Below are 22,906 nucleotides of genomic sequence, written 5' to 3' on the forward strand. Positions count from 1 at the left end.
GTCTCTTTTTTGGCCCTCTCCTGCCCCGATGGATGTGTGACATGCTTGGCGTCTGCTATTACCCAGAACACTGGCCGGAAGAGATCTGGGCCGAAGACGCACGGCGCATGGCCGAAGCCGGGATAGGCGTGGTGCGGATTGCCGAATTCGCCTGGGCGCGGCTGGAACAGGCGCCGGGTGTTTTCGACTGGGCCTGGCTCGACCGCGCCATCGAGGCCCTTGCTGCGCAGGGCCTGAAGCTGGTGCTGGGCACCCCGACCGCCGCACCGCCCCGCTGGCTGGTGGATCTCCATCCGGACATTCTGCCGGTCGATCGCAACGGGCTGCCGCGCCTGTTCGGTTCGCGCCGCCACTACACACCGGCAAGCCCGGCCTTCATCGAAGCAACGCGCCGGATCGTCACCGCCATGGCGGAGCGCTACGGCAACCATCCCTCCGTCATCGGCTGGCAGGTGGACAATGAATTCGGCTGCGATGACACGATCTTTTCCTGGGGTCCGCTCGACCGCGGGCATTTCCAGAACTGGCTGAAGGTCCGCTACACGACTGTGGACGCCCTCAATGCGGCCTGGGGCAATGATTTCTGGTCGATGGCCGTCAGCGATTTTGCCGAGGTGGAGCTTCCCACCCGTCAGGTCTGCGACATCAATCCGTCCGTGCAACTCGATTTCATGCGCTGCCGCTCGGACCTCTTCATCGATTATTTTCGCCTGCAGGCCGAGATCATTCGCACCCACGCGCCGGACCGCTTCGTCACCCACAACTTCATGGGCTTCTCCCACACCTTCGACCATTTCGAAATGGGCCGGCAGATGGACGTGGCAAGCTGGGACTCCTATCCGCTGGGCCGGATCGAAAGCCTGCCGTTTGCGGAAGACGAGCGCAATCGCTGGGCGCGCACAGGCCACCCCGATGTCACCGCTCTCCAGCACGATCTCTACCGGGCCGTCGGCAGGGGGCGCTTCTGGATCATGGAACAGCAGCCAGGACCGGTGAACTGGGCGAACTGGAATGCGGTGCCGGAACGCGGCATGGTGCGGCTGTGGACTTGGGAAGCGCTGGCGCATGGTGCCGAAGCCGTCGTCTATTTCCGCTGGCGGCAGTATCGCAAGGCGCAGGAGCAGATGCATGCCGGCCTGCTGCGCCCCGATCACGCGCCGTCGGCGGGCGGCAAGGAAGCCGTCCGCGTGGCCGGAGAACTGGCCCGCCTCGGCGATCTGCCTGCCACCACGCCGGCACCGGTCGCACTCGTGTTCGACTATGCGGCAGCCTGGGTCACGCAATTTCAGCCGCAGGGCAAGGATTTTGATTACCGCATCCTGAAGCTGCGCTGGTACGAAGCCTTCCGCCGGCTGGGGATCGACGTGGACATCGTGGAACCCGGTGCCTCGCTTGCCGGCTATCGTCTCGTGCTGGTACCGACGCTGCCGATCCTCTCTGAAGCGGCCCTGAAGGCATTCGAAGAGACGGACGCGCTGATTCTGTTCGGCCCGCGCACGGGCTCGAAGGACGAAAACTTCGCAATTCCGGTGTCACTTCCACCCGGTCCGCTGCTGCAAAAACGTCTGCCGCTGAAGGTGGCGGAGGTCGAGAGCATGCGGCCGGGCCTCTCTGCCGCCGTCGCCGGCACGGTGTCCGGCACCGTCACCCGCTGGCGCGAAGTTCTCGAAACCGATCTCAATCCCCTCGCCCGCTTCGCGGATGGCGCTCCTGCCATGGTCACCGCCGGACGCTTCCACTATCTCGCCGGCTGGCCGGAGAGGGACCTGCTTGATTCCGTCGCGCGGCATCTGCTGGCAAGCGCCGGTCTTCCGGTTCTCGACCTGCCGGAGCATGTCCGCCTGCGCCGTCGCGGAGATCTGACCTTCGCCTTCAACTACGGCCCCGACAGCTTTGCACTGCCAGTTGCCGCCGACAAGCTGCTACTCGGCGAACCGCTGCTGAAGGGCTATGACGTCGCCTGCTGGCGGACGTGAGGAGAGGCAGCGACCTTCGCCCCTTTGTCCGGCCCCGCAGTGGAGTTCGGGAAACGATCCGCCCTGCCGCGTCACGTGCCAAAGACGGCCCGCACCTGATGGCAAAAATGCCCTGACTCAGTCCCTGGCCTGTGGCAGGCGCATTTCGCTCGGCAGTTCCTGCGGCGAGAACAGCGCGTTGTGCAACTGGTTGAGAGCAATCGCAATGGCGCCGATCAGGGTGGCGCGGGGGCCGAGCGCGCTCGGCTCGAGGCTGATCATGCGACGGGTCAGCCGGGGCAGTTCGGCACGGATCAGCGACAGAAGAAACGGGTGGCGACCAACATTGCCGCCAAGCACGATCTTTTCCGGATCGATCATCGCATCAACCGAGACGATGAGAAGGGCGGCCAGCCGCGCCGTCTCCCGGATGACCGACAGCGCCGGCTCCTCGCCGGCTTCGGCTGCCTCCAGAATCTGCCGGGTATCGGCCTCTCCGCCGCCGGCGGCGCGATAACGGAACACGATGCCCTGAGCGCCGATGGCGCTTTCCAGCGCGCCGCGCTCCAGACTGTCTTCGCGATAGGGATCTGCGCCGAAGGGCAGGTAGGAGATTTCACCGGCAGCCCCCCGCGCGCCCTTCACCAGCTTGCCATTGACCAGCATGCCAAGGCCGATGCCAGTGCCGAGCGCGATGAAAGCAGCCGTTTCGAGCCCGGCGGAACAGCCCTTCCAGGTTTCGCCAAGCGCTGCAGCATTCACGTCGTTTTCGATCACCACTTCGCAGCCCAGCGCCTCGCCGAGCCTTCGCACCACATCGAGGCTGCCCGTCTCGGCCATGTTGGGCGCGAGCGCCAGATGCCCGGAAACCGGATCGACCACGCCGGGTGTCGCGACCGCACCGAGCAGCACCTTCTCGAAGGGGATGCCGGCACGGTGCAGGCACTTTTCCACGAGATCATGCATGTGGCCGATCAGCGCCTCGCCGGCGCGCCCGCCCGTCGGGTGCTCGCTTTCATGCACGATACTGCCCGAGATCGACACGACGGCAATGCGGATCGTCGTTGCGCCGAGATCGACACCCACGGCATAACCACTGTCTTCCGCCACCTCGTAGGTAATGGCGCTGCGCCCCACCTTGCCGCTGACAATGCCGTTGACCCGCACCCAGCCCGATTCCTCCAGCGCGCGGATCACCTCCGACATGGTCTGCTTGGACAGACCGGTCTTCTTGGCCAGCGTCGCCCGGGAGGTGGGGCCTTCCTGCAGCAGCACATCCATGGCGGCGCGAACGGAGATCTGGCGAAGAACGGGAGGCAGGCTCTGGCGTAAGGTCATCAATGCGCTCTAAGGGTGAATCGGCAGAAAGCTTCCACCGCCTTGTTCCTACACAATGGCGGCGAACCTGCATAGTGTTCGGACAGGTGACGAACTATTGCACTGCAATACACGTCAGCCTACAACAGAGTGACAATCCCGCGCGGCATTTTCAACGGGTGCCAATCCCGGAATTTATGTTCGGCACCTTGACGAACTATAACAAAAGCCGCAAAGTGCCGATGTTCCGCCGCATGAGGAAAAGGTGCGGCGGCGCGCTGAGAAGGACAGGTACAAGGGGTTCGCAATGGCAGGTCTCACACTGAACGGCGTGGTGAAGCGCTACGGCACGCATCCGGTCATCCACGGTGTCGATCTCTCTGTGAAAGACGGCGAGTTCGTCGTGCTGGTCGGCCCGTCCGGCTGCGGCAAGTCCACCATGCTGCGCATCATTGCCGGCCTTGAAGAGACGACCGCCGGCAGCGTGAAGATCGGCGAGGAGGATGTGACCGCCCTTCCCCCCGGCGATCGCGGCATTGCCATGGTCTTCCAGTCCTACGCGCTTTATCCCCACATGACCGTCCGTCAGAACCTGTCCTTCGGGCTGGAAAACCTGAAGATGGGCAAGGCGGAAATCGACCGCCGCATTACGGAAGCCGCCCGCATGCTGGCCATCGAGCCGCTTTTGGAGCGCCGCCCGAAGCAGCTTTCCGGCGGACAGCGCCAGCGCGTTGCGATCGGCCGCGCCATCGTGCGCGATCCCAAGGTCTTCCTGTTCGACGAGCCGCTGTCCAACCTTGATGCGGCGCTGCGCGTACAGACCCGCGGCGAGATCAGCCGCCTGCACAAGCGCCTCGGCGCCACCATGATCTATGTGACGCATGACCAGATCGAAGCCATGACCATGGCCGATCGCATCGCGGTCCTGAATGCCGGCGTGCTGGAGCAGTTCGGCGCACCACTTGATCTCTTCGAATTCCCCGTCAACAAGTTCGTCGCCGGCTTCATCGGCTCGCCGCAGATGAATTTCTACGAAGGCACGCTCACCGCCACGGGTGCCGAACAGGTGAATGTCGAGGTGCCGGGCTTCGGCATCGTCGAGGCTCCCGTGGATGGTTCCACTGCCAAGGTTGGCGACAAGGTCATCCTCGGTGTACGGCCCAATCATTTCCACATGCTGAAGGGCCAGCCGGGCACCTATCATCGTGTGCGCTTCACGGTGACCTACACCGAAAGCGTCGGCACCGAGACCTACATGTTCGGCAAGGTCGAGGGCAACGAGATCGACACCGTACTGCACCTGCCCGATCACGTGCCCGCCAAGGAAGGTGATGTGATTGAGTTCGGCATCCAGCCGGACCGTTTCCATGTCTTCGATGCGAAGACGGAAAAATCCTTCCCCAAGCGCCGCGCCGACGGAAGCCGCATCGCCAACGCAGCCTGATGTCCCGATGCATTAGCCCTGCTCATGCCGCACAGGCAGCGGGCGGGCTGTCGCCCTTTGCCCCATTGCGGAATACAGACATGACGCCCCTCATCCTTGCCAACGCAACGGAGGCGGCCAATGCCGTCGCCGAACGTATCATCACGCTCCTGCAGGATAAGCCCGATGCGGTGCTGGGCCTTGCCACGGGTGCAACAATGGAGCCGGTCTATCACGCCTTGATCGGCGCGCACCGCGCGGGTCGCGTCAGCTTTTCCCGCGCCCTGAGTTTCAATCTTGATGAATATGTGGGACTGCACCCCACTCACCCCGGCAGCTACCGCTCGACCATGAACCGGCTGCTGTTTGACCATGTGGATATCGATCTGTCCCGCACTCACGTGCCGGACGGCATGGCGAGCGACATCGAAAGGGCGGCGGCAGACTACGAGCAGCAGATTGCAGAGGCCGGCGGCATAGACCTGCAACTGCTCGGCATCGGTCGCAACGGCCATATCGGCTTCAACGAGCCGGGCTCGCCGCTTGAAAGCCGCACCCGCCAGGTACGGCTGCATGCCGAAACACTGACCGCCAACAGGACCTTCTTTGCCGATGCCCGCGTGCCGGAAACGGCCATCACCATGGGGATTGCCACCATCCTGTCGGCCCGCTCCATCGTGGTTCTCGCCACCGGCGCCGCCAAGCAGGCGGCCGTTGCAGAGGCGCTTGCCGGCCGCTTCGATCCCGCCTGCCCGGCCTCCGCACTGTCGGCCCATGGCGACGTGACCTGGATCCTGGACAGCGCAGCAGCCCCCGGCGCCCGTGCGGCCTGAGGCAAGACGGATTTTGGCCCCGGCTACATTTTCAGGCCTCGTCTCTACGGGCATGAAAACGTAGCCGGGGCCAATTGCTTGGCATACACAGCCATCTGGTATACGAGGCTCCGCTGCCGCTCGACGCGACATCCAGCATGACGTCGCCCCGGTACAGGTTCTGTCGAGGAATTCGGGACAGACTGAGCCTGTCCCGTGGATATCTCAATCGGCTACACGACCCGCCGCGATCGCCGTCTCGATGGTGGCGCGATGTTCGAGGATGGCGGCGGCGTGCATGCCGGTCCAGCCCTGCAGCAGCGAGCCGCGCGCAAACGGCGGCGAGAAATATTCGACCGAGCCGATCCAGCCGTTCTCGAGGCTCGTTCTCCACCAGCGGGTCAGCGGATAATCCCAGCCGTCGAGGCCGAATTTCAGGCGCTGTTCGGCATAGAGGCCGGAGAGATAGGGCCAGTCCGCGCCGTTGTGGTAGCGATAGGCGAAGGCGGATTTGGCGCGGGTATCGGCCGGGCGTTTGAAGGGCGGCCATGCGCACATCACGCCCCAGTCACCATAGGGCTGGCGGTCGTTGTTGCGGGTTTCGAGCAACCGCTCGGCATGGCCCAGCACGGTGCGGGCACGATCGGCAGAGACCGCATCGAAGCGCAGCAGCGTCAGGCTGTCGAGCGTCAGATGGTCCTCGACGAACTCGCCCTTCAGGCCGTAATCCTGATACCAGCCGTCCGGTGTCAGCATTGCTTCATCGAGATTGGCGCGCGCCTTTTCGGCAAGCGCCCGGGCTTCCCCGGCGAGGGCGGCGTCCAGCGCAGCGCCCTGCGTGGCGATCACGTCGAGCGCACCGATCCAGAGCCCCACGTCATAGGCGACATAACCGTGGCGATAGACATTGTCGGCCCAGTCCCGGTCATGGCGCGGCTTGACGGCCAGCCCTGTGCCATAGACATCGAAGCCCTGATAGCGGCGGAAGATTGCCGCCACCGTCTTCCAGTGGTCGGACAGCGCCGTCACATCGCCGGTGACGCGGACATAGTCGCCGATGGTCAGGATGAAGAACAGCGGGCTGTCGAAGTGGTCGCTCCACCAGTCGGTGGAGCGCAGGTGCTCCATCTTGTACTCGGCGGAGTTGACGCGGAACCTTTCCCATTCCTCGCCCTGCTTCGGCCCGGTGAGGATGACGCCGCTCGGCGCCTCGCCATCCGGCTGGATGCCGGTCGCCAGCAGATCGATCTGGTCGCGCACCACCTGCGGCTCCAAGAAGAGCAGCGCCTGAAGTGTCCAGTAGCCGTCACGGTAATAGGTGCGGGTCGGGGCCGAATAGGCCTGACCGGCCGCAAGCCCCAGGAAGCGGCCATCCTCGGCGCGGCGGATCGAAGACAGCGAGGCATGCGCGCTCTGCACGGCCATGGAGCGCATCAGCGGCCCGGCCGAGGGCAGGATATCGCAGCGCGCCACATGCGCCGCGCATTCGGCGATGATCTCCGCGGCGGAAAGCGCAAGGCCGCGCTCGGCCTCCGCACGGCTGGCACCGGCCGCAATCACGATGTCGCCGCCCTCGCGGATTTCCACGATGGTGACGCCCCAGGGTGTGGTGGCCATGCGGCGCGCCCCTTCGCGGCGCACCTTTTCCGGCGTCGTCAGCGTGCCCCACCAGGCGCAGCGGCGGGCGGGACGCACCGCCTTCAGCCCCGCGCCGCGCAAAAGAAGCACCGGCGCCGTCTGCGCCACATGCACGGAACGCGGGCCGGCCACCAGCCGGTTCGGCGCATGCACGAAGGGGCCATCCCATGCCTCGACGAAGATATTGGCCATGTGACCGCAGCCCCAGAGCGACAGCTTCAGCCGCCCTTCGTCGGGAAAGAAATCGCCCTGCAGGCGCGGCGCCATGAAGGCCATCTGCATCGGGTGGGCGGTCTCGACCAGCCCGTCGGGCCGCGCAAAGGCAAGAGTGGTCTCGGTCATCGGGGTCTCCTCAGAGAGCATGGGCTGCGGCGCGGGTGGCGGCGAGATGCGAGGCCAGCATCACGGCGCCGGTCAGGCCGGCGCGGGCACCGAAGCGGCTGGGTTCGACGGGGCAGTCAAAGGGCAGAAGCGGGACAAGATGATGGCGCAGCCGCTCGAGAAACATCGCCTGCGAACCGATGCCGCCGCCGACCACGATACGGGCGGGATCGATCAGCGCCTGGACCGCGGCAAGGCCGAGCGAGGCATCCTGCGCCAGCGTGTCGATGGCCGCGACCGCCTGCCCATCGCCGGCTGCGGCGCGGCGAAACAGATCAGCAACGCTTGCCTGACCGAGATCGAAGCGCTGGCGAATGCCGGCCGTGCCGACGATATCTTCGAAAAGGCCGTTTTCGGACGCCGGCGCCGTCGCATGCGGCTGAGGCCCGACCGGCAGATAAGCGATCTCGCCGGCCCGTCCGAAGGCGCCGCGCACCAGCTGGCCGTTGATCACCATGCCCATGCCGACACCGGTCCCAAAGGAGATGAAGACCAGCGATCCGACCACGTCTGCAAGGCCGGAAGCCTCGCCATAGGCGGCCAAATTCACATCGTTTTCGACCGCGACCGGAAACGGCAGCCGCTCGCCCACCAGTGCAGCCAGCGGCCGGTCGGCCGGCAGAGCAAGGTTCGGTGAAAGGGAGGCAAGCCCGGTCTGCGGCGAGACGGCACTCGGCACGCCGATCACCAGCTGGGCGATCTCTTCGGCGGCAAGGCCCGCCTCGCACGCCAAGGCCCGCGCCATCTCGGCAATCTGGCCAAGCACGGGGGCATCCACGCCATGGCGGGTCGGTTCCTCACGGGACAGGAGAAGCGTGCCATCGGCATCGGCAAGCCCTGCCAGAAGCTTCGTACCGCCGAGGTCGATACCGATCACATGACCGCCCCTGCCTTTGCCCAGACCGAGCCCCGGCTCAGCGGGCTGCCGTTCGTCCGGCGACGTCGTTGTCCCGGCAGCGGTCGAAACGACGGGCGCGGTCGCAATATCGACTGACACGAATGGCATTCCTTCTATTTGTTCGGCACGTTGACGAATTTATTAAGCGGTGCCGCCGCCGGGTGTCAAGCTGGTCATTGGTCGGAGCGGGAGACCTCGTCGCGGGCGCGCCGGGCAATCACCCGCTCCCGGTGCCAGATGTAGAGGCCGGAGCCGATCAGGATCAGCGCGCCGACAAAGGTCCAGAGTGTCGGAATGTCGCCGAAGAAGACGAAACCGAGGATGAGGACGGCGAGAAACTGGAAATATTGCAGCGGCGCCAGAAAGCTTGCCGGCGCGAACCGATGGGCCTGGATATAGAAGTAATGGCTGAGCGCTCCGAAGAAGCCGGCACCGAAAAGGGCAATCCAGGTCTCAGGGTGTGCCGGCCACACAAAGACGAAAGGGATCAGGGGTGTCAGGATCGCGGCCGGAAGCGCTGCCATGATCAGCAGCATGCTGCCGGGTGATTCGGTCCCAGCCAGCCGGCGCGTCATGATGGAATAGCTGGCGCCGATGATGACCGAGAGAAGAATGATGCCGAAGGCCGGCTCGATGCTGCCGGGCGCCGGCCGCGTGATGACCAGCACGCCGAGAAAACTCACCCCGATCGCCGTCCAGCGATAGCGCCCCACCTTCTCCCCCAGCCAGAAGATGGAAAGGAGCGTGATGAAGGCAGGTCCCGTGAACTGGATGGACAGGGTCTGGGCGATCTGCAACTGGCTGAGCGCCAGGAAATTGAGCCCGGTGCAGACGATCTGGATCAGTGCCCGCAGGGTCTGCAGGCGCGGCTGCTTCGTTCGCCAGGCCTCCGGTGCACGCCATGGATTGAGAACGAGCGCCACCAGCACGAAATGGATGGCGAACCGGAACCAGACGGTTTCGATGGCGGGCAGTTCGCGGCTGGCCATCTTGGCGGAGCTGTCCAGGCAGGCAAACAGCGTGACCGCCACCAGCATCATCACCGCTGCCCTGCCCTTGTTGATGCCCTGCCCTTCTAGGCTTGCGGCGACAGATGCCGCCTTTGCGGCGGAGGAGGGAGAGGCTGTGAGGGCGGCCATGGCAGATACCTTGATTGACGATACGCACCTCCCGCCTTCTCCTTATCACGAATTTCGATTTAGTCACCCTGCCGAACCAATCAGCGCGCTGATTTGCGGTCCTGTCCCCCATATCGGGCGGTCAGTTGGTCTGGCCCCTTGCCGCCGTTGCAGCCACCGGAACAGGCAGGGTGCACCCCGTCAGCGTGCGCGCCCGCTCCGTCAATCCGGCATGGAAGGCACCGAAGGCATGCTTGAACTTCTCCTCTTTCGTAACGCCGACTTCCGGAACGCGGGAAAAGCCATCCGCCAGCAGCCAGCTGCATTCCTCTCCGAACACGGTCACGACACGGCAGAAGGCGCGGTCATCGGCCCAGACCTTCGCATCGGCCAGCAGCTTTTCACAGAAATCGAGACGGGCCTGCTTGTCCTCGGTTTCCGTGCGGCTGCCGGCGCCGGCGGCATAGCCGAGCCCGAGCGACAGTGCGAAGGCGGCCGCACAGACGGAGGCAACGAGCCCCTTGGAGCGATCGACGCCAAAGAGATAGGCCGAGACGCCGCCGACCAGACCAAGGGCGGCCGGAATGACATCGCCCACCACGCCGACCCGGCTCGAGCCGCCGGCCACGCCGGACACGGCGCCAAGCACGGCCAGCCCCACAATCAGCACGAGGATGTTCGACCGCTCCCCCTTCTGGGTGAAGGCGAGCGTCAGCAAGAAGACGACGATGCTCGACAGGCTGGCCGATGCGGCAATCATCGGAAGATCGATGGTGAGACTCTGCAGCCATGGTGACATAGGCAGCTCCTTCAGGGGTTTTCCGCTTATTTCCTGACATTCTGCGGCACACCGCCCATCAGCCAGTCGACCGGTACCTCCAGTTTCGGCGAGGCGGTGGCGCCACCGATCCCGCGCACCAGGGTCGGCACCGTCGGCTTGCAGCAGCAGTCGGCGGCAAGCCCGGCGGCAGCCCCGGCCTCAGGCTTTGCGGCTTCCATCGCTGCAGCGACGGCGGATGCAGTTGCAGCGTCAAGGCCGCGCGCCGGCGGCAGGCCCTTGCCGATGCCTTCAACGGTGCCGGTGATAGCCGGGTCCTGATCCAGAAACCTTTGCAGCACCAGATCCCTGACCTTTGCCCGATCCGTCAGGGGGGCGGGGGCGGACGGCCCGCGCACCGCACCCAGCAGCTGCAGCGTCTCATTCGCCTCCGCATCCGGCATCCGGGCAAAGGCTTCGAGATCGACGGTCAGGCGCGGCGAAAGCTTATAGGTGGAACCGGTCGGACGCCCCGGACCGCGGGTGATGTCACCACAGACGAGCTGCCTTCCCGGCGTGAGGGCAATGCCGGGCGCCGGCACGGGGGCGGCAACCATGCCGGCCGCATTCGTGCCGATCTCGACCTCCTGCCTTGCGGGATAGAGCTTGTAGAAGGCGTCACCGGGTGCTGCCCGGTCGATGGGCTTGTCCAGCAGGGACTGCTTCACGGCCGCTTCGGCGAGACACAGCATCAGGGCGTGGGCCGCCTTGGAAATATCCTCGAGATTGGACGCATCGGCGAATGTCGCAACCTCCGCCACGCATTGATCATGGCGGAAAGACACCGCGCCTGCCGCCCCTTTTGCCATTGCGGGCCATAACGCAAGAACAAAGACCCACACACCGATAGAACAGCGCATGGAAAACCCCCTGAAACTATTTAAAATACTAGATCAGGTTGAGAAAATATTCAATACAACATTAAGACTGTTGCAGTTGATTCTTCCGGATACTGCCGCTCATTCGGGCCGCATGCGGCCATCGGCGGGATTGCAGCGCACAGGCTGTGGATGCAGGGACAGCAGGGTTTCCAACCCGCAATTGGCCGAGACGAGGTCCTCAAGCGTAACACGGTCCATCTCACGGTAGAAGGCATTCACCGCCCCGACGAGAAAGCCGCGCAGCCGGCAGTGCGGCGCCAGCGGACAGGTATTGCTGTCGGGATCGAAGCATTCGGCAAGCGGCACGCCGTTTTCGAACAGGCGCAGCACCCGGCCGATCACGATCTCGCCGCTCGGGCGCGCCAGCCGCAAGCCGCCGCTTCGCCCCCGCAGCGTCTCGATCAGCCCATGCGCCTGCAGCACGCTCACCACATGCAGGAGATGGTTCAGCGAGGCATTGCATTTTTCCGCAATGTCGGCGGTACGCACGGTCAGGTCCGCGTTGACGGCGCAGACCATCAGGATGCGCATGGCCAGGTTGGTGCGGATCGTCAGGCGCATCGGAACTCCACGAAGGGTTGTGTCGCTCCTTCTATGCCCTGCACAATCTCACGCGTATGTGATCTGGATCAGTTTCTCTTCGGAATTTACGGTTTAAGTCGCATCCCGCATGCGAGTTTCGAGAATGGAAAAGTGATGATGCAGACAGCAGATCGGGGCGCGGCGCGCGCCGCCTTGGCGCGCCTCATGCAGGCGGCGAAGCGGGATCTCAAGCGGGCCGGCGCGCTCTCGGTGCTGGCAGCGCTTGTCTGGCCGCTGCAGGCGGCCCTCGTCGCCCATGCGCTGGCCGCGCTGCTCACCGCACAGCCGGTTTCCGCCCCGGCCATCGCCGCCGGCTTTGCAGCCCTGGGGCTCGTGCGCGCCCTGCTGTCGCGCGCGGCAGAAGCGGCCGGGCAGACGGCAGCGGATGCGGTGATGCGGACGACCCGCCGGAACATCGTGACGCGCGAGGCGGCGCGCGCCGCCGACACGCCGTTCGGCGGACCGGGCGCCATCGCCGCGCTCGCCGCGGAAAAGATCGATCTGCTGGGGCCCTACATCACCCGCTATCTGCCGGCGCAGATGCGGGTCGGCGTGCTGCCGCCGGTCATTCTGGCGCTCGCCTTCTGGCAGTCCTGGGCGGTCGGCCTCGTGCTCCTGGTCAGCGGCCCGCTGATCCCCGTCTTCATGGCGCTGGTCGGCATGGCGGCCAAGGAGGCGAGCGAGCGACAGATGGCCGAGATCGGCGGCATCAACGACATGCTGGTGGAGCGGCTCTCCGGGCTCGTCGATATCCGCCTGCTGGGCGCCGGCCGTCTGGTACATCGGGGTTTTGCCGCGCGCGCCGCCGAACTGCGCCGCCGCACGCTGGCGGTGCTCGCCATCGCCTTCCTCTCCTCGACCGTGCTCGAACTGTTTGCCGCGATCGGGGTGGCGATGGTCGCGGTCTATGTCGGCTTCTCGCTGCTCGGCACCCTCCATTTCGGCAGTTGGGGCACGCCGCTCTCCCCGCAGGCCGGCATTTTCCTGCTGCTGCTGGCGCCCGACTTCTACCAGCCGCTGCGCGATCTCGCCGCCGCCTGGCATGACAAGGCGTCCGCCAGTGCTGTTGCGGACGAGGTGGCCCGCTGGGAGGCATCCCGGACGCCAGAGATCGCGGGGCGCGGCGGACGGGCAGAACCGCTGCCGGGGCCGGCCAGCATCCGCCTCACCGGTTGCCGGGCGCCGAACGGACACCCCCTGCCGGACATCCATGTGGCACCCGGCGAAAGCGTCGCGCTCGTCGGCCCGAGCGGGGCGGGCAAGACCTCGGCGCTCAGGCTGATGGCCGGGCTTTCGCTGCCGGAGACCGGCCGTATCGAGGTCGCCGGCGTCGCCCTCGACGACGGGAACGCCGATCGCTGGCGCGCCCGGCTTGGCTGGATGCCGCAGGCGCCGCATTTTCTCAACACCAGCCTGCGCCGCAACATCACGCTGGGGCGTCCCGGCAGCCCGGACGAGGCGCTGCGATCCGCCGGCGTCGAGGCGGTGGCGGCCGCCCTCCCCCGTGGTCTTGCCACCCGGCTTGGCGAAACGGGTGCCGGGCTTTCCGGCGGCGAGGCGCGGCGGCTGACCCTGGCGCGCGCCATCCATGGACGGCCCGACATCATTCTTGCCGACGAGCCGACCGCCGATCTGGATGCTGAAACCGCCGGGATCGTGACGGACGGCCTGCTGGCGGAAGCCGCGCGCGGCGCAACCCTGGTCATTGCCACCCATGATGCGGCGCTCGCCGCCCGCATGGACCGGATCATCCGCATCGGAGGCGAGGCATGAGCGCGCTGTTTTACATCTTCCGCCTGATCCTTGCCGACCAGAAGGCGGCGCTGGCGCGCGGCGCCCTGCTCGGCATGGTGGTTCTCGTGATGGGCGCTGCCCTGCTCGGCCTGTCCGGCTGGTTCATCACGGCTGCCGCCGCCGCCGGTCTTGCCGGTCTCGGCACCGTCTTCGATGTGTTCCGCCCCTCCGCGCTGGTCAGGATGCTGGCGCTGGCGCGCGCCGCCGCGCGGTACGGCGAACGGCTCCTCACCCATGAGGCAACGCTTCGGGCACTGGAAAGCCTCAGGCTTCGCCTTCTCTCCGGCTATCTTGCCGCATCCTATGAGCGGATGCTGGCCGTCAGGGGTCCGCAGGCGCTGAACCGGCTGATGGCCGATATCGATGCACTGGACGGCGTGCCGCTGCGTCTCGTGTTGCCGATTGCCTCGGCGGTTGCCGTGCAGGCGCTCGCCGGCCTTCTTCTGTGGTGGCTGGTGACGCCCGCCATCGCGCTGTGGATCACGCTCGGCTGGCTGTGCGGTGCGGCCCTGATCCTCCTGCCGGTGCTGAAGCGTGCCGCCTCGCAATCGCGACGGCGGGAAGCGGCGGCGCAAACCTTCCGCGCCCGCTTCATCGATCTCATCCGCGCCCGTCGCGACCTGGCCATCCATGGCGAGCTGCAGGCGCAGCTGGAGCGCATTCTCGACGCGGACGGCCGGCGCTTTGGCGTGGATCTCGACCGCATCGAGCGCGGCGCCGGCTTTTCGCTGTCGCTGCTCGGCACGCTGATCGCGGCCGGAACGCTTTATGCGGGCATCACCGCCGTGCAGGCCGGCCGGCTGGAACCGGCCTTTGCGGCACTCGCCTTCTTCGCCGCGCTGGCGCTTGCGGAAACCGTGGCGCCGCTGCGCCGGGCTGCGGCCGATCTTGGCCGGATGGCGGAGGCAGCCCGGCGCGTGCGGCGCGATCTGGTCGCAACGCCCGAGGCCGGGCCTGTCCCGGCGCCCCTCGCCGCCCCGGCGCTCCCGTCCGGCGCTGTCGCCGAGACGGCAATGGCGACACTCCGGATCAAAAACCTGTCGCTTGCCCGCCCCGGCCGCCCCGAGCCGCTGATCGAGCACCTGACACTTTCTGTCGCACCCGGCGAGACGGTGGCGCTGACGGGGCCGAGCGGCTGCGGCAAATCGACCGTGCTGCTGGCGGCCTGCGGGTTGCGTCCGCTTGCGGCCGGAACGATCCGCCTCCTCTGCCGCGATCTGGCGCTGTGGCCGGAGGCGGATCTGCGCGGCGCCCTGACCCTTCTGCCGCAGCGCAGCGCGCTGATGGCTGGAACGGTGGCCGAAAATCTTCGGCTTGCCGCCCCCGATATGGATGAGGAACGCCTGTGGCAGGTGCTGGAAGCTGTTGAGTTACAGGCACTTGTGCGCGAACGCGGCGGACTTTCCGCAAGGCTCGGGCCACGTGGCGAGGGCTTTTCCGGCGGCGAGGCCCGGCGCCTCACGCTCGCCCGCGCGCTGCTGCGGCAGCCGCATATGCTGCTGCTCGACGAGCCGACGGAGGGTCTTGACCAGCCGACGGCAGAGGCGGTGCTTGCCGGCATCCGCGCCGTGCTGCCGCGCGCCGCGATCCTGATGGCCTCGCACCGGGCGGCGGAACGGGCATTTGCCAACCGTCTCGTGGCGCTGCCTTAACTCGTATCCTGGATATGACTTATTGATCCTGATCAAGGTTCGCGGGAACCCGCGGGCCTAGACCGATAGCCAGACTTGACCTTTCGGACGGCACAGAGCCGCCGTCTCTGGAGTAAGCGCTATGGATATCGGAATCGTCGAGCTGTCACGGCTGCAATTTGCCATGACGGCCATGTATCATTTTCTCTTTGTGCCTTTGACCCTTGGCCTATCCATCCTCGTCGCCATCATGGAGACGGTCTATGTGATGACCAGGCGTCCCATCTGGCGGCAGATGACCAAGTTCTGGGGCACGCTGTTCGGCATCAACTTCGTGCTGGGTGTCGCCACCGGCATCACCATGGAATTCCAGTTCGGCATGAACTGGAGCTACTACAGCCACTATGTCGGCGACATCTTCGGGGCGCCGCTGGCGATCGAGGGGCTGATGGCCTTCTTCCTCGAAGCCACCTTCGTCGGCCTGTTCTTCTTCGGCTGGGACAAGCTCAGCCGCGTGCAGCATCTCGTCGTGGCCTGGCTGGTGGCGCTCGGCTCCAACCTCTCGGCACTCTGGATCCTGATTGCCAATGGCTGGATGCAGAACCCGGTCGGGGCGCAGTTCAATCCCATGACCATGCGCATGGAGATGACGGACTTTTACGAAGTGCTGTTCAACGAGGTGGCACAGGCAAAGTTCGTGCACACCGTCAGCGCCGGCTATGTCACGGCCTCGGTCTTCGTGATCGGCGTCTCGGCCTGGTATCTGCTGAAGGGCCGGCACGTGGCGCTCGCCCGCCGCTCGATCACCGTTGGCGCCGCCTTCGGGCTTGCCTCGGCCTTCTCGGTCGTGCTGCTCGGCGACGAATCGGGCTATTCGGCCACCCATAGCCAGAAGATGAAGCTCGCCGCCATCGAGGCCATGTGGAACACGGAACCGGCACCGGCCCCCTTCACCGCCTTTGGCTTTCCCGACCAGGAGGCGCGCAAGACCCATTATGCCGTCCACATTCCCTTTCTGATGGGCCTGATCGGCACCCGCTCGCTGACCACCGACATTCCGGGCATCAACCAGCTGGTCAATCAGGCAGAGGGGCGCATCCGCTCCGGCCTCATCGCCTATGAGGCGCTGATGACGGTGCGCGAACAGCGCGATGCCACGCCGCCGGAGGTGATGAAGACCTTCGAGGCCCATTCGCGCGATCTCGGCTTCGCCTTCCTGCTGAAGAAGTATATCGACAACCCGCTGCAGGCCTCGCAGGAGCAGATCCGCATGGCCGCCAACGACACCGTGCCGGAAGTCTGGCCGCTGTTCTGGGCCTTCCGCATCATGGCCGTACTCGGCTTCGGCTTCATCGCCACCATGGCCTATTTCTTCTACCGTGCCTCCTTCCGCGGCATGCGCTACCCGCGCTGGGCGCTGTGGGTTGCCGTGGTGATGATCCCGGCCCCGTGGATTGCCGCCGAAATGGGCTGGTTCGTCGCCGAATTCGGCCGGCAGCCCTGGACGGTGGACGGCATCCTGCCCACCGCCATGTCGGCCAGTTCGCTGTCCGTCACGGAGCTTGCGCTGACGCTGTTCGGCTTTATCGCCTTCTATACGGTGCTCTTCATCATCGAGATGGGCCTGATGCTGAAATACATCCGCAAGGGCCCCTACATCGACGTGGCCGAGACCGATGACTGGCTGCGTGCCCGCCAGGAGGTTCTGGCACCCGTTGCCCGCACCGCCCCCACTGCCATTCCCGCGGAGTAAGGACCATGATCCTGCACGAACTTCTAAGCTATGAACTGCTGCGCATCATCTGGTGGCTGCTGCTCGGCGTGCTGCTGATCGGCTTTGCCGTCACCGACGGCTTCGACATGGGCGTTGGCGCGCTGATCCCCTTCGTCGGCAAGGGCGACGTGGAGCGCCGCATCGCCATCAACACCGTTGGCCCCGTCTGGGAGGGCAACCAGGTGTGGTTCATCCTCGGCGGCGGCGCCATCTTCGCCGCCTGGCCGCCCCTCTATGCGGTCAGCTTCTCCGGCTTTTACCTTGCCATGTTCGTGGTGCTCGCCTCGTTCATCGTGCGCCCCGTCGCCTTCAAGTATCGTTCCAAGCGCGACGACGCCACCTGGCGCAATGCCTGGGACTGGGCGCTGTTTGCGAGCGGCGCTGTTCCGGCTCTTCTGTTCGGCGTTGCCGTCGGCAATGTCATCCAGGGCGTGCCCTTCCACTTCACGGCGGATCTGCACAGCGTCTATGAAGGGGCCTGGTACACCAAGTTCTTCGGCCTGCTGAACCCCTTTGCGCTGCTCTCCGGCGTCGTCTCGCTCAGCATGCTGATCATGCACGGCGCCGTCTGGCTCACCGTCAAGGCCGAAGGCGTGGTGCAGGCGCGGGCCCGCGCCATCGGCTCGGTTGCCGCCCTCGTCGCCGTCATCGCCTATGCGCTGGCCGGTGTCTGGATGGCCTATGGCATCGAAGGCTTCCGCATCGCCGGTCATTACGTCACCGACGGCCCCTCGAACCCGCTCTACTTCCAGGTGGAACGCACCGCGAGCTGGTTCACGGCCTATGCCGAGCGTCCGTGGATTGCCATCGCGCCGCTGCTCGGGATCGGCGGCGGCCTGCTGACCTTCCTCGGCTTGCGCGCCCGCCGCGAGGTCTCGACGCTGATTGTGTCGAAGCTTGCCATCCTCGGCGTCATCGCATCGGTGGGGCTGACGATGTTTCCCTTCATCATGCCCTCCTCCAGCGATCCGAAATCCTCGCTGATGGTGTGGAACAGCTCGTCCTCGCACCTCACCCTGTTCATCATGCTGGTCTGCGCAGTGATCTTCATGCCGATCATCCTTGCCTACACCGCCTGGGTCTACAAGGTGCTGTGGGGCAAGGTCACCGACAAGGACATCACCGAACACAGCCACTCGGTCTACTGACCGAAGCCCAACAAGGAGATTGCCATGTGGTATTTTGCCTGGATCCTCGGCCTCCCGCTCGCCGCCATCTTCGCCGTGATGAACGCGATGTGGCTGGAAATGAAGGAAGACGAAAAGACCATCGCCGACAATCAGCGCTGACCCGTCACGCCCGATTGCCCCTCGAAGGCCCGCCCGCGCGGGCCTTTTTCGGTTCGCCACCGTAGCACGGCAACGCATCTGCAAAATGACGACAGTGCGTCTGCGAACAGAAATCAGAAAAACGCTTGCATTTTGCCAGATCCTCTTCCTATCTTACCAATGTTCTCAGGGCGGGGTGCAATTCCCCACCGGCGGTATCGGGTCTTTGCCCGGAGCCCGCGAGCGCCCGACCGGGAAACCGGCCGGGGTCAGCAGATCCGGTGAGAGGCCGGAGCCGACGGTATAGTCCGGATGGAAGAGGACAGCAGGAGACGCTCTCGCGCCAGCGAGGCGGCGATCTCGTTCCTGTTCGCCCAAGGGCAGTTTACGGTGCAGCGCTTGTGCTGCGCATGAACAGGGCCGGTTCTCCGGCCAGAACCCTTGAAAGGCCAAGTGCATGCAATTTTCTACGATTGAAGCAGCGATCGCAGCGATCGGACGAGGCGAAATGATCGTCGTCGTCGATGATCACGACCGCGAAAACGAAGGCGACATCATCGTCGCGGCCGATTCGGTGACGCCGCAGCAGATCGCCTTCATGATGAAGGAAGCCCGCGGCCTGATCTGCATGGCCATGGAAGGCGAGCGCCTCGACGCGCTGGATCTTCCGCTGATGGTTCCCAACAATACCGAACTGCACAAGACGGCCTTCACCGTCTCGGTTGATTATCTGCCCGGCACGACGACCGGCATTTCCGCCGCCGACCGTGCTGCAACCGTGAAGGCGCTCGTGAGCCCGACATCCCGACCGGAAGATTTCGCCCGCCCCGGCCACATGTTCCCACTGCGCGCCAAGCAGGGCGGCGTTCGCGCCCGCCCCGGACATACGGAAGCCGCCGTCGATCTCGCCCGCCTTGCCGGTCGCTTCCCCGCCGGCGTGATCTGCGAAGTCGCCAAGGACGATGGCACCATGGCCCGCCTGCCCGATCTCATGCAGTTCTGCGAAACCCACAAGCTGCCGCTGATCGCCATCGAGGACCTGATCGCCTATCTCGATGCCCGCGACGCCAAGACCAAGGTCCGCGCTTTCGAAGCGGCCTGACAGAATGCGACCTTAGAACGGTCTGATGCATTGTTCCGATCGTCCGCCCAAATGGGGCGGACGATCTTCAAGGTCCTTTAGATCCGCGTCTCCTCGCCCGGTCCGACGACTGCCGGCCGCAGCGCCTCAGCGCAACTCCGCACCACCTCGGCAATGCCGGACAGCTGCGGCGCGATCGGGCTCGTCTTGCGCCAGATCATGCCGATGGTGCGGGTGGGTTGCGGGTCCTCGAAACGGGCGATGGAGACGGGTGCCGAGCGGGTTTCCACCGGGACCGCGATTTCCGGGATGAGGGTGATGCCGATGCCGGCGCCCACCATCTGCACCAAAGTCGTCAGCGAGCTGCCGTCCAGCAGTTCGCGGGGACGTACAGTGCCTGCGCCGATATTGCAGAAGGACAGCGCCTGGTCGCGAAAGCAGTGTCCCTCTTCCAGCAGCAGCAGGCGCATTTCGCGCAGCGTCTCGCGGTTCGGCACCGGCTTTCCGGCGTCTTCGGCCGGCCGCACCAGCAGAAAGCTCTCCTCGAACAGCGCCACCTCGGTCAGTTGCGGTTCGGAGACCGGCAGCGCGACGATTGCCGTATCGAGCCGCCCGTCCAGCAGTTCCTCGATCAGCTTCGGCGTCACCGTCTCGCGCAGGTGGATATCGAGCGCGTCATTGTCGCGCGTCAGCCCCGCCACCATGGCCGGCAGCAGATAGGGCGCGATGGTGGGGATGATGCCGATGCGAAGCCGCCCGACCAGTTGCCGGCGCGAGGCACGCGCCAGATCGCCGAGTTCGTCCACCTGCCGCAGGATTTCGCGCACCCGCAAAACGAATTCCTCGCCGAAACCGGTCAGCCGCACCTGCCGCGAACTGCGCTCCAGCAGTTCCACGCCCAGCATCTCCTCCAGTTCCTTCACCTGCACCGACAGCGCGGGCTGCGAGACCGAACAGGATTCCGCCGCCCGGCCGAAATGGCCGTGGCGGGCGAGCGCCTCGAAATAGCGCAATTGCCGAAGCGTGGGACTGATCATAACCCTAGCCTATCAAACCAATCATCAAATACTAATTACACTAATGGAACCCTTTTGATAGGGTTGTTCAAGATGAAGATCCGGGGACGGGTTTTCTTCACCCGCGGCGCGCCTTTCGCACTGGCGTCGCATTTAAGGCCGACCATGGCCAACGAGAACAGCAACTCTTGGAGGGTTAAAATGGACGTAACCAAGGCAGCAGGCGCGGGCGGCAAATGTCCCGTTGCCCATGGCGCAACCAGCCTCAGCATGCGCGGCAATCGCGACTGGTGGCCGAACCAGCTGAACCTGCGCATCCTGCACCAGAACACGGCGCTTTCCAGCCCGATGGATGCGGCCTTCAGCTATGCCAAGGCCTTCAAGGGTCTGGATCTGGCCGCCGTCAAGCAGGATCTCTACGCCCTGATGACCGAGAGCCAGGACTGGTGGCCGGCCGATTACGGCCATTACGGCCCGTTCTTCATCCGCATGGCCTGGCACAGCGCCGGCACCTATCGCACCGCAGACGGTCGCGGCGGCGCCACCTCGGGCACGCAGCGCTTTGCGCCGCTGAACAGCTGGCCGGACAATGGCAACCTCGACAAGGCGCGGCGCCTGCTCTGGCCGATCAAGCAGAAATACGGCAACGCGCTCTCCTGGGCCGACCTGATGATTCTCGCCGGCAATTGCGCGATGGAATCCATGGGCTTCAAGACCTTCGGCTTCGGTGGCGGTCGTGCGGACGTGTGGGAGCCGGAAGAGGACATCTACTGGGGCTCCGAGAAGGAATGGCTTGCCACCAGCGACAAGGAACACAGCCGTTACACTGGCGACCGCGTTCTGGAAAACCCGCTGGCGGCCGTGCAGATGGGCCTCATCTACGTGAACCCCGAAGGCCCGGACGGCAAGCCGGATCCGCTCGCATCGGGCCGTGACGTGCGCGAAACCTTCGCCCGCATGGCCATGAACGACGAGGAAACCGTAGCCCTCGTGGCCGGCGGCCACACCTTCGGCAAGATGCATGGCGCGGGCGATGCCGCCCATGTCGGCCCTGAGCCGGAAGCGGCCGGCATTGCCGCCCAGGGCCTCGGCTGGCTCAGCACCCACAAGAGCGGCAAGGGTTCCGACACCATCACCAGCGGCCTGGAAGGCGCCTGGACGCCGAATCCGACGCAGTGGGACATGGGCTATTTCGACGTTCTGTTCGGCTATGAATGGGAATTGGTGAAGAGCCCGGCCGGCGCCTGGCAGTGGCATGCCAGGAACCTGGCCGAGAAGGACCATGCGCCGGACGCCGAAAACCCGGACAAGAAGGTGCCGATCGTCATGAACACCGCCGACATGGCGATGCGCATGGACCCGGCCTATGAGAAGATCTCGCGCCATTTCCATCAGAACCCGGAGGCCTTTGCCGACGCCTTTGCCCGCGCCTGGTTCAAGCTGACCCATCGCGACATGGGCCCGAAGGTTCTCTATCTCGGCCCGGAAGTGCCGGCCGAAGACCTGATCTGGCAGGATCCGGTACCGCCGGTCGACCATGCGCTGGTGGATGCCGCCGACATCGCAGCCCTCAAGGCCAAGCTTCTGGCATCCGGCCTCACCGCGCAGGAACTGATCCAGACCGCCTGGGCCTCGGCCTCCACCTTCCGCGGCTCCGACAAGCGCGGCGGCGCCAATGGCGCGCGCATCCGGCTTGCCCCGCAGAAGGACTGGGAGGTAAACCAGCCGGAACAGCTGTCCAAGGTGCTGTCGGTTCTCGAAGGCATCAAGGCCGAGTTTGACGCCGGCCAGACGGGCAAGAAGGTTTCGCTCGCCGATCTGATCGTGCTTGGCGGTTCCGCCGCCGTTGAACAGGCCGCCAAGGCTGCCGGCTTCGATGTCGAGGTGCCCTTCGCCGCGGGCCGCACCGATGCCACCGCCGAACAGACGGATGCGGACTCCTTCTCGGTTCTGGAACCGGTCGCCGATGGCTTCCGCAACTACCAGAAGACGGAGTTCACGATTTCGGCGGAAGAACTGCTGCTCGACCGCGCCCAGCTTCTGACGCTGACCGCGCCGGAAATGACGGTCCTCGTCGGCGGCCTGCGCGTGCTTGGCGCCAATTACGGCGGCGCCGCACACGGCGTCTTCACCGACCGCGTCGGCACGCTGACGAACGACTTCTTCGTCAACCTGGTCGACATGGCCTATAGCTGGACCCCGGTGACGCCGGCGGAAAACCTGTTCGAGATCCGCGACCGCAAGACCGGCGCGGTGAAGTGGACCGCCACCCGCGTCGACCTCGTCTTCGGCTCAAACTCGCAGCTGCGGGCGCTTGCCGAAGTCTATGCCCAGTCCGACAACGCGGAAAAATTCGTCCGCGACTTCGTCGCCGCCTGGGTGAAGGTGATGAACGCCGACCGTTTTGACCTTAAGGCCTGAGGGCAGGCGCTGTTTTGACCACAGAGCCCCCGGTGCAAGCCGGGGGCTTTTTCACATGGCGCACCATGAAGCGCGCGCGTTAACGTTGACGCATCAACA

The 22,906-nt window shown here is 65.3% G+C and carries 18 protein-coding genes and 1 riboswitch; of the genes, 10 read left to right on the forward strand and 8 right to left on the reverse strand.

Features of this window, described 5'->3' with window-relative positions; all coding sequences use genetic code 11:
• Nucleotides 1-41 precede the first annotated feature (41 nt).
• The gene (locus F3H95_RS11205) at nt 42-1,976 is read left to right on the forward strand and encodes a beta-galactosidase (protein ID WP_149746029.1); all 1,935 of its coding nucleotides are present in this window, start codon (nt 42-44) and stop codon (nt 1,974-1,976) included.
• A gap of 117 nt (nt 1,977-2,093) precedes the next feature.
• On the opposite strand, the gene F3H95_RS11210 is transcribed toward F3H95_RS11205, so the two are convergent.
• Nucleotides 2,094-3,293 (reverse strand): ROK family transcriptional regulator, encoded by a 1,200-nt coding sequence (locus F3H95_RS11210; RefSeq protein WP_149746030.1) that lies wholly within the window; start codon nt 3,291-3,293, stop codon nt 2,094-2,096.
• Nucleotides 3,294-3,579: 286 nt separating this feature from the next.
• Between F3H95_RS11210 and ugpC the strand changes: the two genes are divergently transcribed.
• Nucleotides 3,580-4,716, forward strand: coding sequence for a sn-glycerol-3-phosphate ABC transporter ATP-binding protein UgpC (gene ugpC / locus F3H95_RS11215; protein ID WP_149746031.1), 1,137 nt, complete (start codon nt 3,580-3,582; stop codon nt 4,714-4,716).
• Nucleotides 4,717-4,796: 80 nt separating this feature from the next.
• Nucleotides 4,797-5,528, forward strand: coding sequence for a glucosamine-6-phosphate deaminase (nagB, locus tag F3H95_RS11220; protein ID WP_210248554.1), 732 nt, complete (start codon nt 4,797-4,799; stop codon nt 5,526-5,528).
• A gap of 204 nt (nt 5,529-5,732) precedes the next feature.
• Here nagB and F3H95_RS11225 read toward each other — a convergent pair whose 3' ends face one another.
• From F3H95_RS11225 to F3H95_RS11250, 6 genes are all read right to left on the reverse strand, one after another.
• The gene (locus tag F3H95_RS11225) at nt 5,733-7,487 is read right to left on the reverse strand and encodes a GH116 family glycosyl hydrolase (RefSeq protein ID WP_149746032.1); all 1,755 of its coding nucleotides are present in this window, start codon (nt 7,485-7,487) and stop codon (nt 5,733-5,735) included.
• 10 nt (nt 7,488-7,497) lie between these two features.
• Nucleotides 7,498-8,523, reverse strand: coding sequence for an ROK family protein (locus F3H95_RS11230; protein ID WP_244617982.1), 1,026 nt, complete (start codon nt 8,521-8,523; stop codon nt 7,498-7,500).
• Between the two features lie 74 nt (nt 8,524-8,597).
• Nucleotides 8,598-9,563 carry a DMT family transporter gene (locus F3H95_RS11235; protein ID WP_149746034.1) on the reverse strand — a complete coding sequence of 322 codons (966 nt, stop codon included), beginning with the start codon at nt 9,561-9,563 and terminating at the stop codon, nt 8,598-8,600.
• A 121-nt stretch (nt 9,564-9,684) separates the two neighbouring features.
• Nucleotides 9,685-10,341, reverse strand: a complete 657-nt coding sequence (locus tag F3H95_RS11240; protein ID WP_149746035.1) for a hypothetical protein — start codon at nt 10,339-10,341, stop codon at nt 9,685-9,687.
• A 26-nt stretch (nt 10,342-10,367) separates the two neighbouring features.
• Nucleotides 10,368-11,120, reverse strand: coding sequence for a hypothetical protein (locus tag F3H95_RS11245; RefSeq protein WP_149746036.1), 753 nt, complete (start codon nt 11,118-11,120; stop codon nt 10,368-10,370).
• Nucleotides 11,121-11,318: 198 nt separating this feature from the next.
• Nucleotides 11,319-11,801 (reverse strand): Rrf2 family transcriptional regulator, encoded by a 483-nt coding sequence (locus tag F3H95_RS11250; RefSeq protein ID WP_149746037.1) that lies wholly within the window; start codon nt 11,799-11,801, stop codon nt 11,319-11,321.
• 135 nt (nt 11,802-11,936) lie between these two features.
• On the opposite strand from F3H95_RS11250, the gene cydD reads away from it, so the two are divergent.
• The 6 genes from cydD to ribB all read left to right on the forward strand — a co-directional run bounded on the left by cydD (nt 11,937) and on the right by ribB (nt 19,391).
• On the forward strand, nt 11,937-13,595 hold the full coding sequence (cydD, locus tag F3H95_RS11255) for a thiol reductant ABC exporter subunit CydD (RefSeq protein WP_244617983.1): 1,659 nt from the start codon (nt 11,937-11,939) through the stop codon (nt 13,593-13,595).
• Complete coding sequence (locus F3H95_RS11260; protein WP_149746038.1) at nt 13,592-15,268, forward strand: ATP-binding cassette domain-containing protein; 1,677 nt, start codon at nt 13,592-13,594, stop codon at nt 15,266-15,268. Before cydD ends, F3H95_RS11260 begins: the two co-directional genes overlap by 4 nt.
• Nucleotides 15,269-15,389: 121 nt before the next feature.
• Nucleotides 15,390-17,000: a cytochrome ubiquinol oxidase subunit I gene (locus F3H95_RS11265; protein ID WP_149746039.1), complete on the forward strand. Its 1,611-nt coding sequence runs from the start codon at nt 15,390-15,392 to the stop codon at nt 16,998-17,000.
• 5 nt (nt 17,001-17,005) lie between these two features.
• Complete coding sequence (cydB, locus tag F3H95_RS11270) at nt 17,006-18,169, forward strand: cytochrome d ubiquinol oxidase subunit II (protein ID WP_149746040.1); 1,164 nt, start codon at nt 17,006-17,008, stop codon at nt 18,167-18,169.
• 24 nt (nt 18,170-18,193) lie between these two features.
• Entirely contained in the window at nt 18,194-18,310 is a 117-nt protein-coding gene (cydX, locus tag F3H95_RS11275) for a cytochrome bd-I oxidase subunit CydX (RefSeq protein WP_143126912.1), read from the forward strand.
• Between the two features lie 157 nt (nt 18,311-18,467).
• A riboswitch (FMN riboswitch) is annotated at nt 18,468-18,617 on the forward strand.
• Nucleotides 18,618-18,746: 129 nt separating this feature from the next.
• Nucleotides 18,747-19,391, forward strand: coding sequence for a 3,4-dihydroxy-2-butanone-4-phosphate synthase (gene ribB / locus F3H95_RS11280; RefSeq protein ID WP_149746041.1), 645 nt, complete (start codon nt 18,747-18,749; stop codon nt 19,389-19,391).
• 77 nt (nt 19,392-19,468) lie between these two features.
• Here ribB and F3H95_RS11285 read toward each other — a convergent pair whose 3' ends face one another.
• Nucleotides 19,469-20,407, reverse strand: coding sequence for a LysR substrate-binding domain-containing protein (locus F3H95_RS11285; protein ID WP_149746042.1), 939 nt, complete (start codon nt 20,405-20,407; stop codon nt 19,469-19,471).
• 180 nt (nt 20,408-20,587) lie between these two features.
• On the opposite strand from F3H95_RS11285, the gene katG reads away from it, so the two are divergent.
• Complete coding sequence (katG, locus tag F3H95_RS11290; protein WP_149746043.1) at nt 20,588-22,807, forward strand: catalase/peroxidase HPI; 2,220 nt, start codon at nt 20,588-20,590, stop codon at nt 22,805-22,807.
• The last annotated feature ends 99 nt before the right edge of the window (nt 22,808-22,906 follow it).

This window comes from Rhizobium sp. RU35A (genome assembly GCF_900156005.1).
GTDB lineage: Bacteria > Pseudomonadota > Alphaproteobacteria > Rhizobiales > Rhizobiaceae > Neorhizobium > Neorhizobium straminoryzae.

Coding starts and splice junctions, on each gene's coding strand:
- F3H95_RS11260 (WP_149746038.1), top strand. CDS start 13,592: ATGAGCGCGCTGTTTTACATCTTCCGCCTGATCCTTGCCGACCAGAAG.
- ribB (WP_149746041.1), top strand. CDS start 18,747: ATGCAATTTTCTACGATTGAAGCAGCGATCGCAGCGATCGGACGAGGC.
- F3H95_RS11235 (WP_149746034.1), bottom strand. CDS start 9,563: ATGGCCGCCCTCACAGCCTCTCCCTCCTCCGCCGCAAAGGCGGCATCT.
- F3H95_RS11210 (WP_149746030.1), bottom strand. CDS start 3,293: ATGACCTTACGCCAGAGCCTGCCTCCCGTTCTTCGCCAGATCTCCGTT.
- F3H95_RS11225 (WP_149746032.1), bottom strand. CDS start 7,487: ATGACCGAGACCACTCTTGCCTTTGCGCGGCCCGACGGGCTGGTCGAG.
- F3H95_RS11240 (WP_149746035.1), bottom strand. CDS start 10,341: ATGTCACCATGGCTGCAGAGTCTCACCATCGATCTTCCGATGATTGCC.
- katG (WP_149746043.1), top strand. CDS start 20,588: ATGGACGTAACCAAGGCAGCAGGCGCGGGCGGCAAATGTCCCGTTGCC.
- cydB (WP_149746040.1), top strand. CDS start 17,006: ATGATCCTGCACGAACTTCTAAGCTATGAACTGCTGCGCATCATCTGG.
- nagB (WP_210248554.1), top strand. CDS start 4,797: ATGACGCCCCTCATCCTTGCCAACGCAACGGAGGCGGCCAATGCCGTC.
- cydX (WP_143126912.1), top strand. CDS start 18,194: ATGTGGTATTTTGCCTGGATCCTCGGCCTCCCGCTCGCCGCCATCTTC.
- F3H95_RS11205 (WP_149746029.1), top strand. CDS start 42: ATGCTTGGCGTCTGCTATTACCCAGAACACTGGCCGGAAGAGATCTGG.
- cydD (WP_244617983.1), top strand. CDS start 11,937: ATGATGCAGACAGCAGATCGGGGCGCGGCGCGCGCCGCCTTGGCGCGC.
- F3H95_RS11285 (WP_149746042.1), bottom strand. CDS start 20,407: ATGATCAGTCCCACGCTTCGGCAATTGCGCTATTTCGAGGCGCTCGCC.
- F3H95_RS11250 (WP_149746037.1), bottom strand. CDS start 11,801: ATGCGCCTGACGATCCGCACCAACCTGGCCATGCGCATCCTGATGGTC.
- F3H95_RS11265 (WP_149746039.1), top strand. CDS start 15,390: ATGGATATCGGAATCGTCGAGCTGTCACGGCTGCAATTTGCCATGACG.
- ugpC (WP_149746031.1), top strand. CDS start 3,580: ATGGCAGGTCTCACACTGAACGGCGTGGTGAAGCGCTACGGCACGCAT.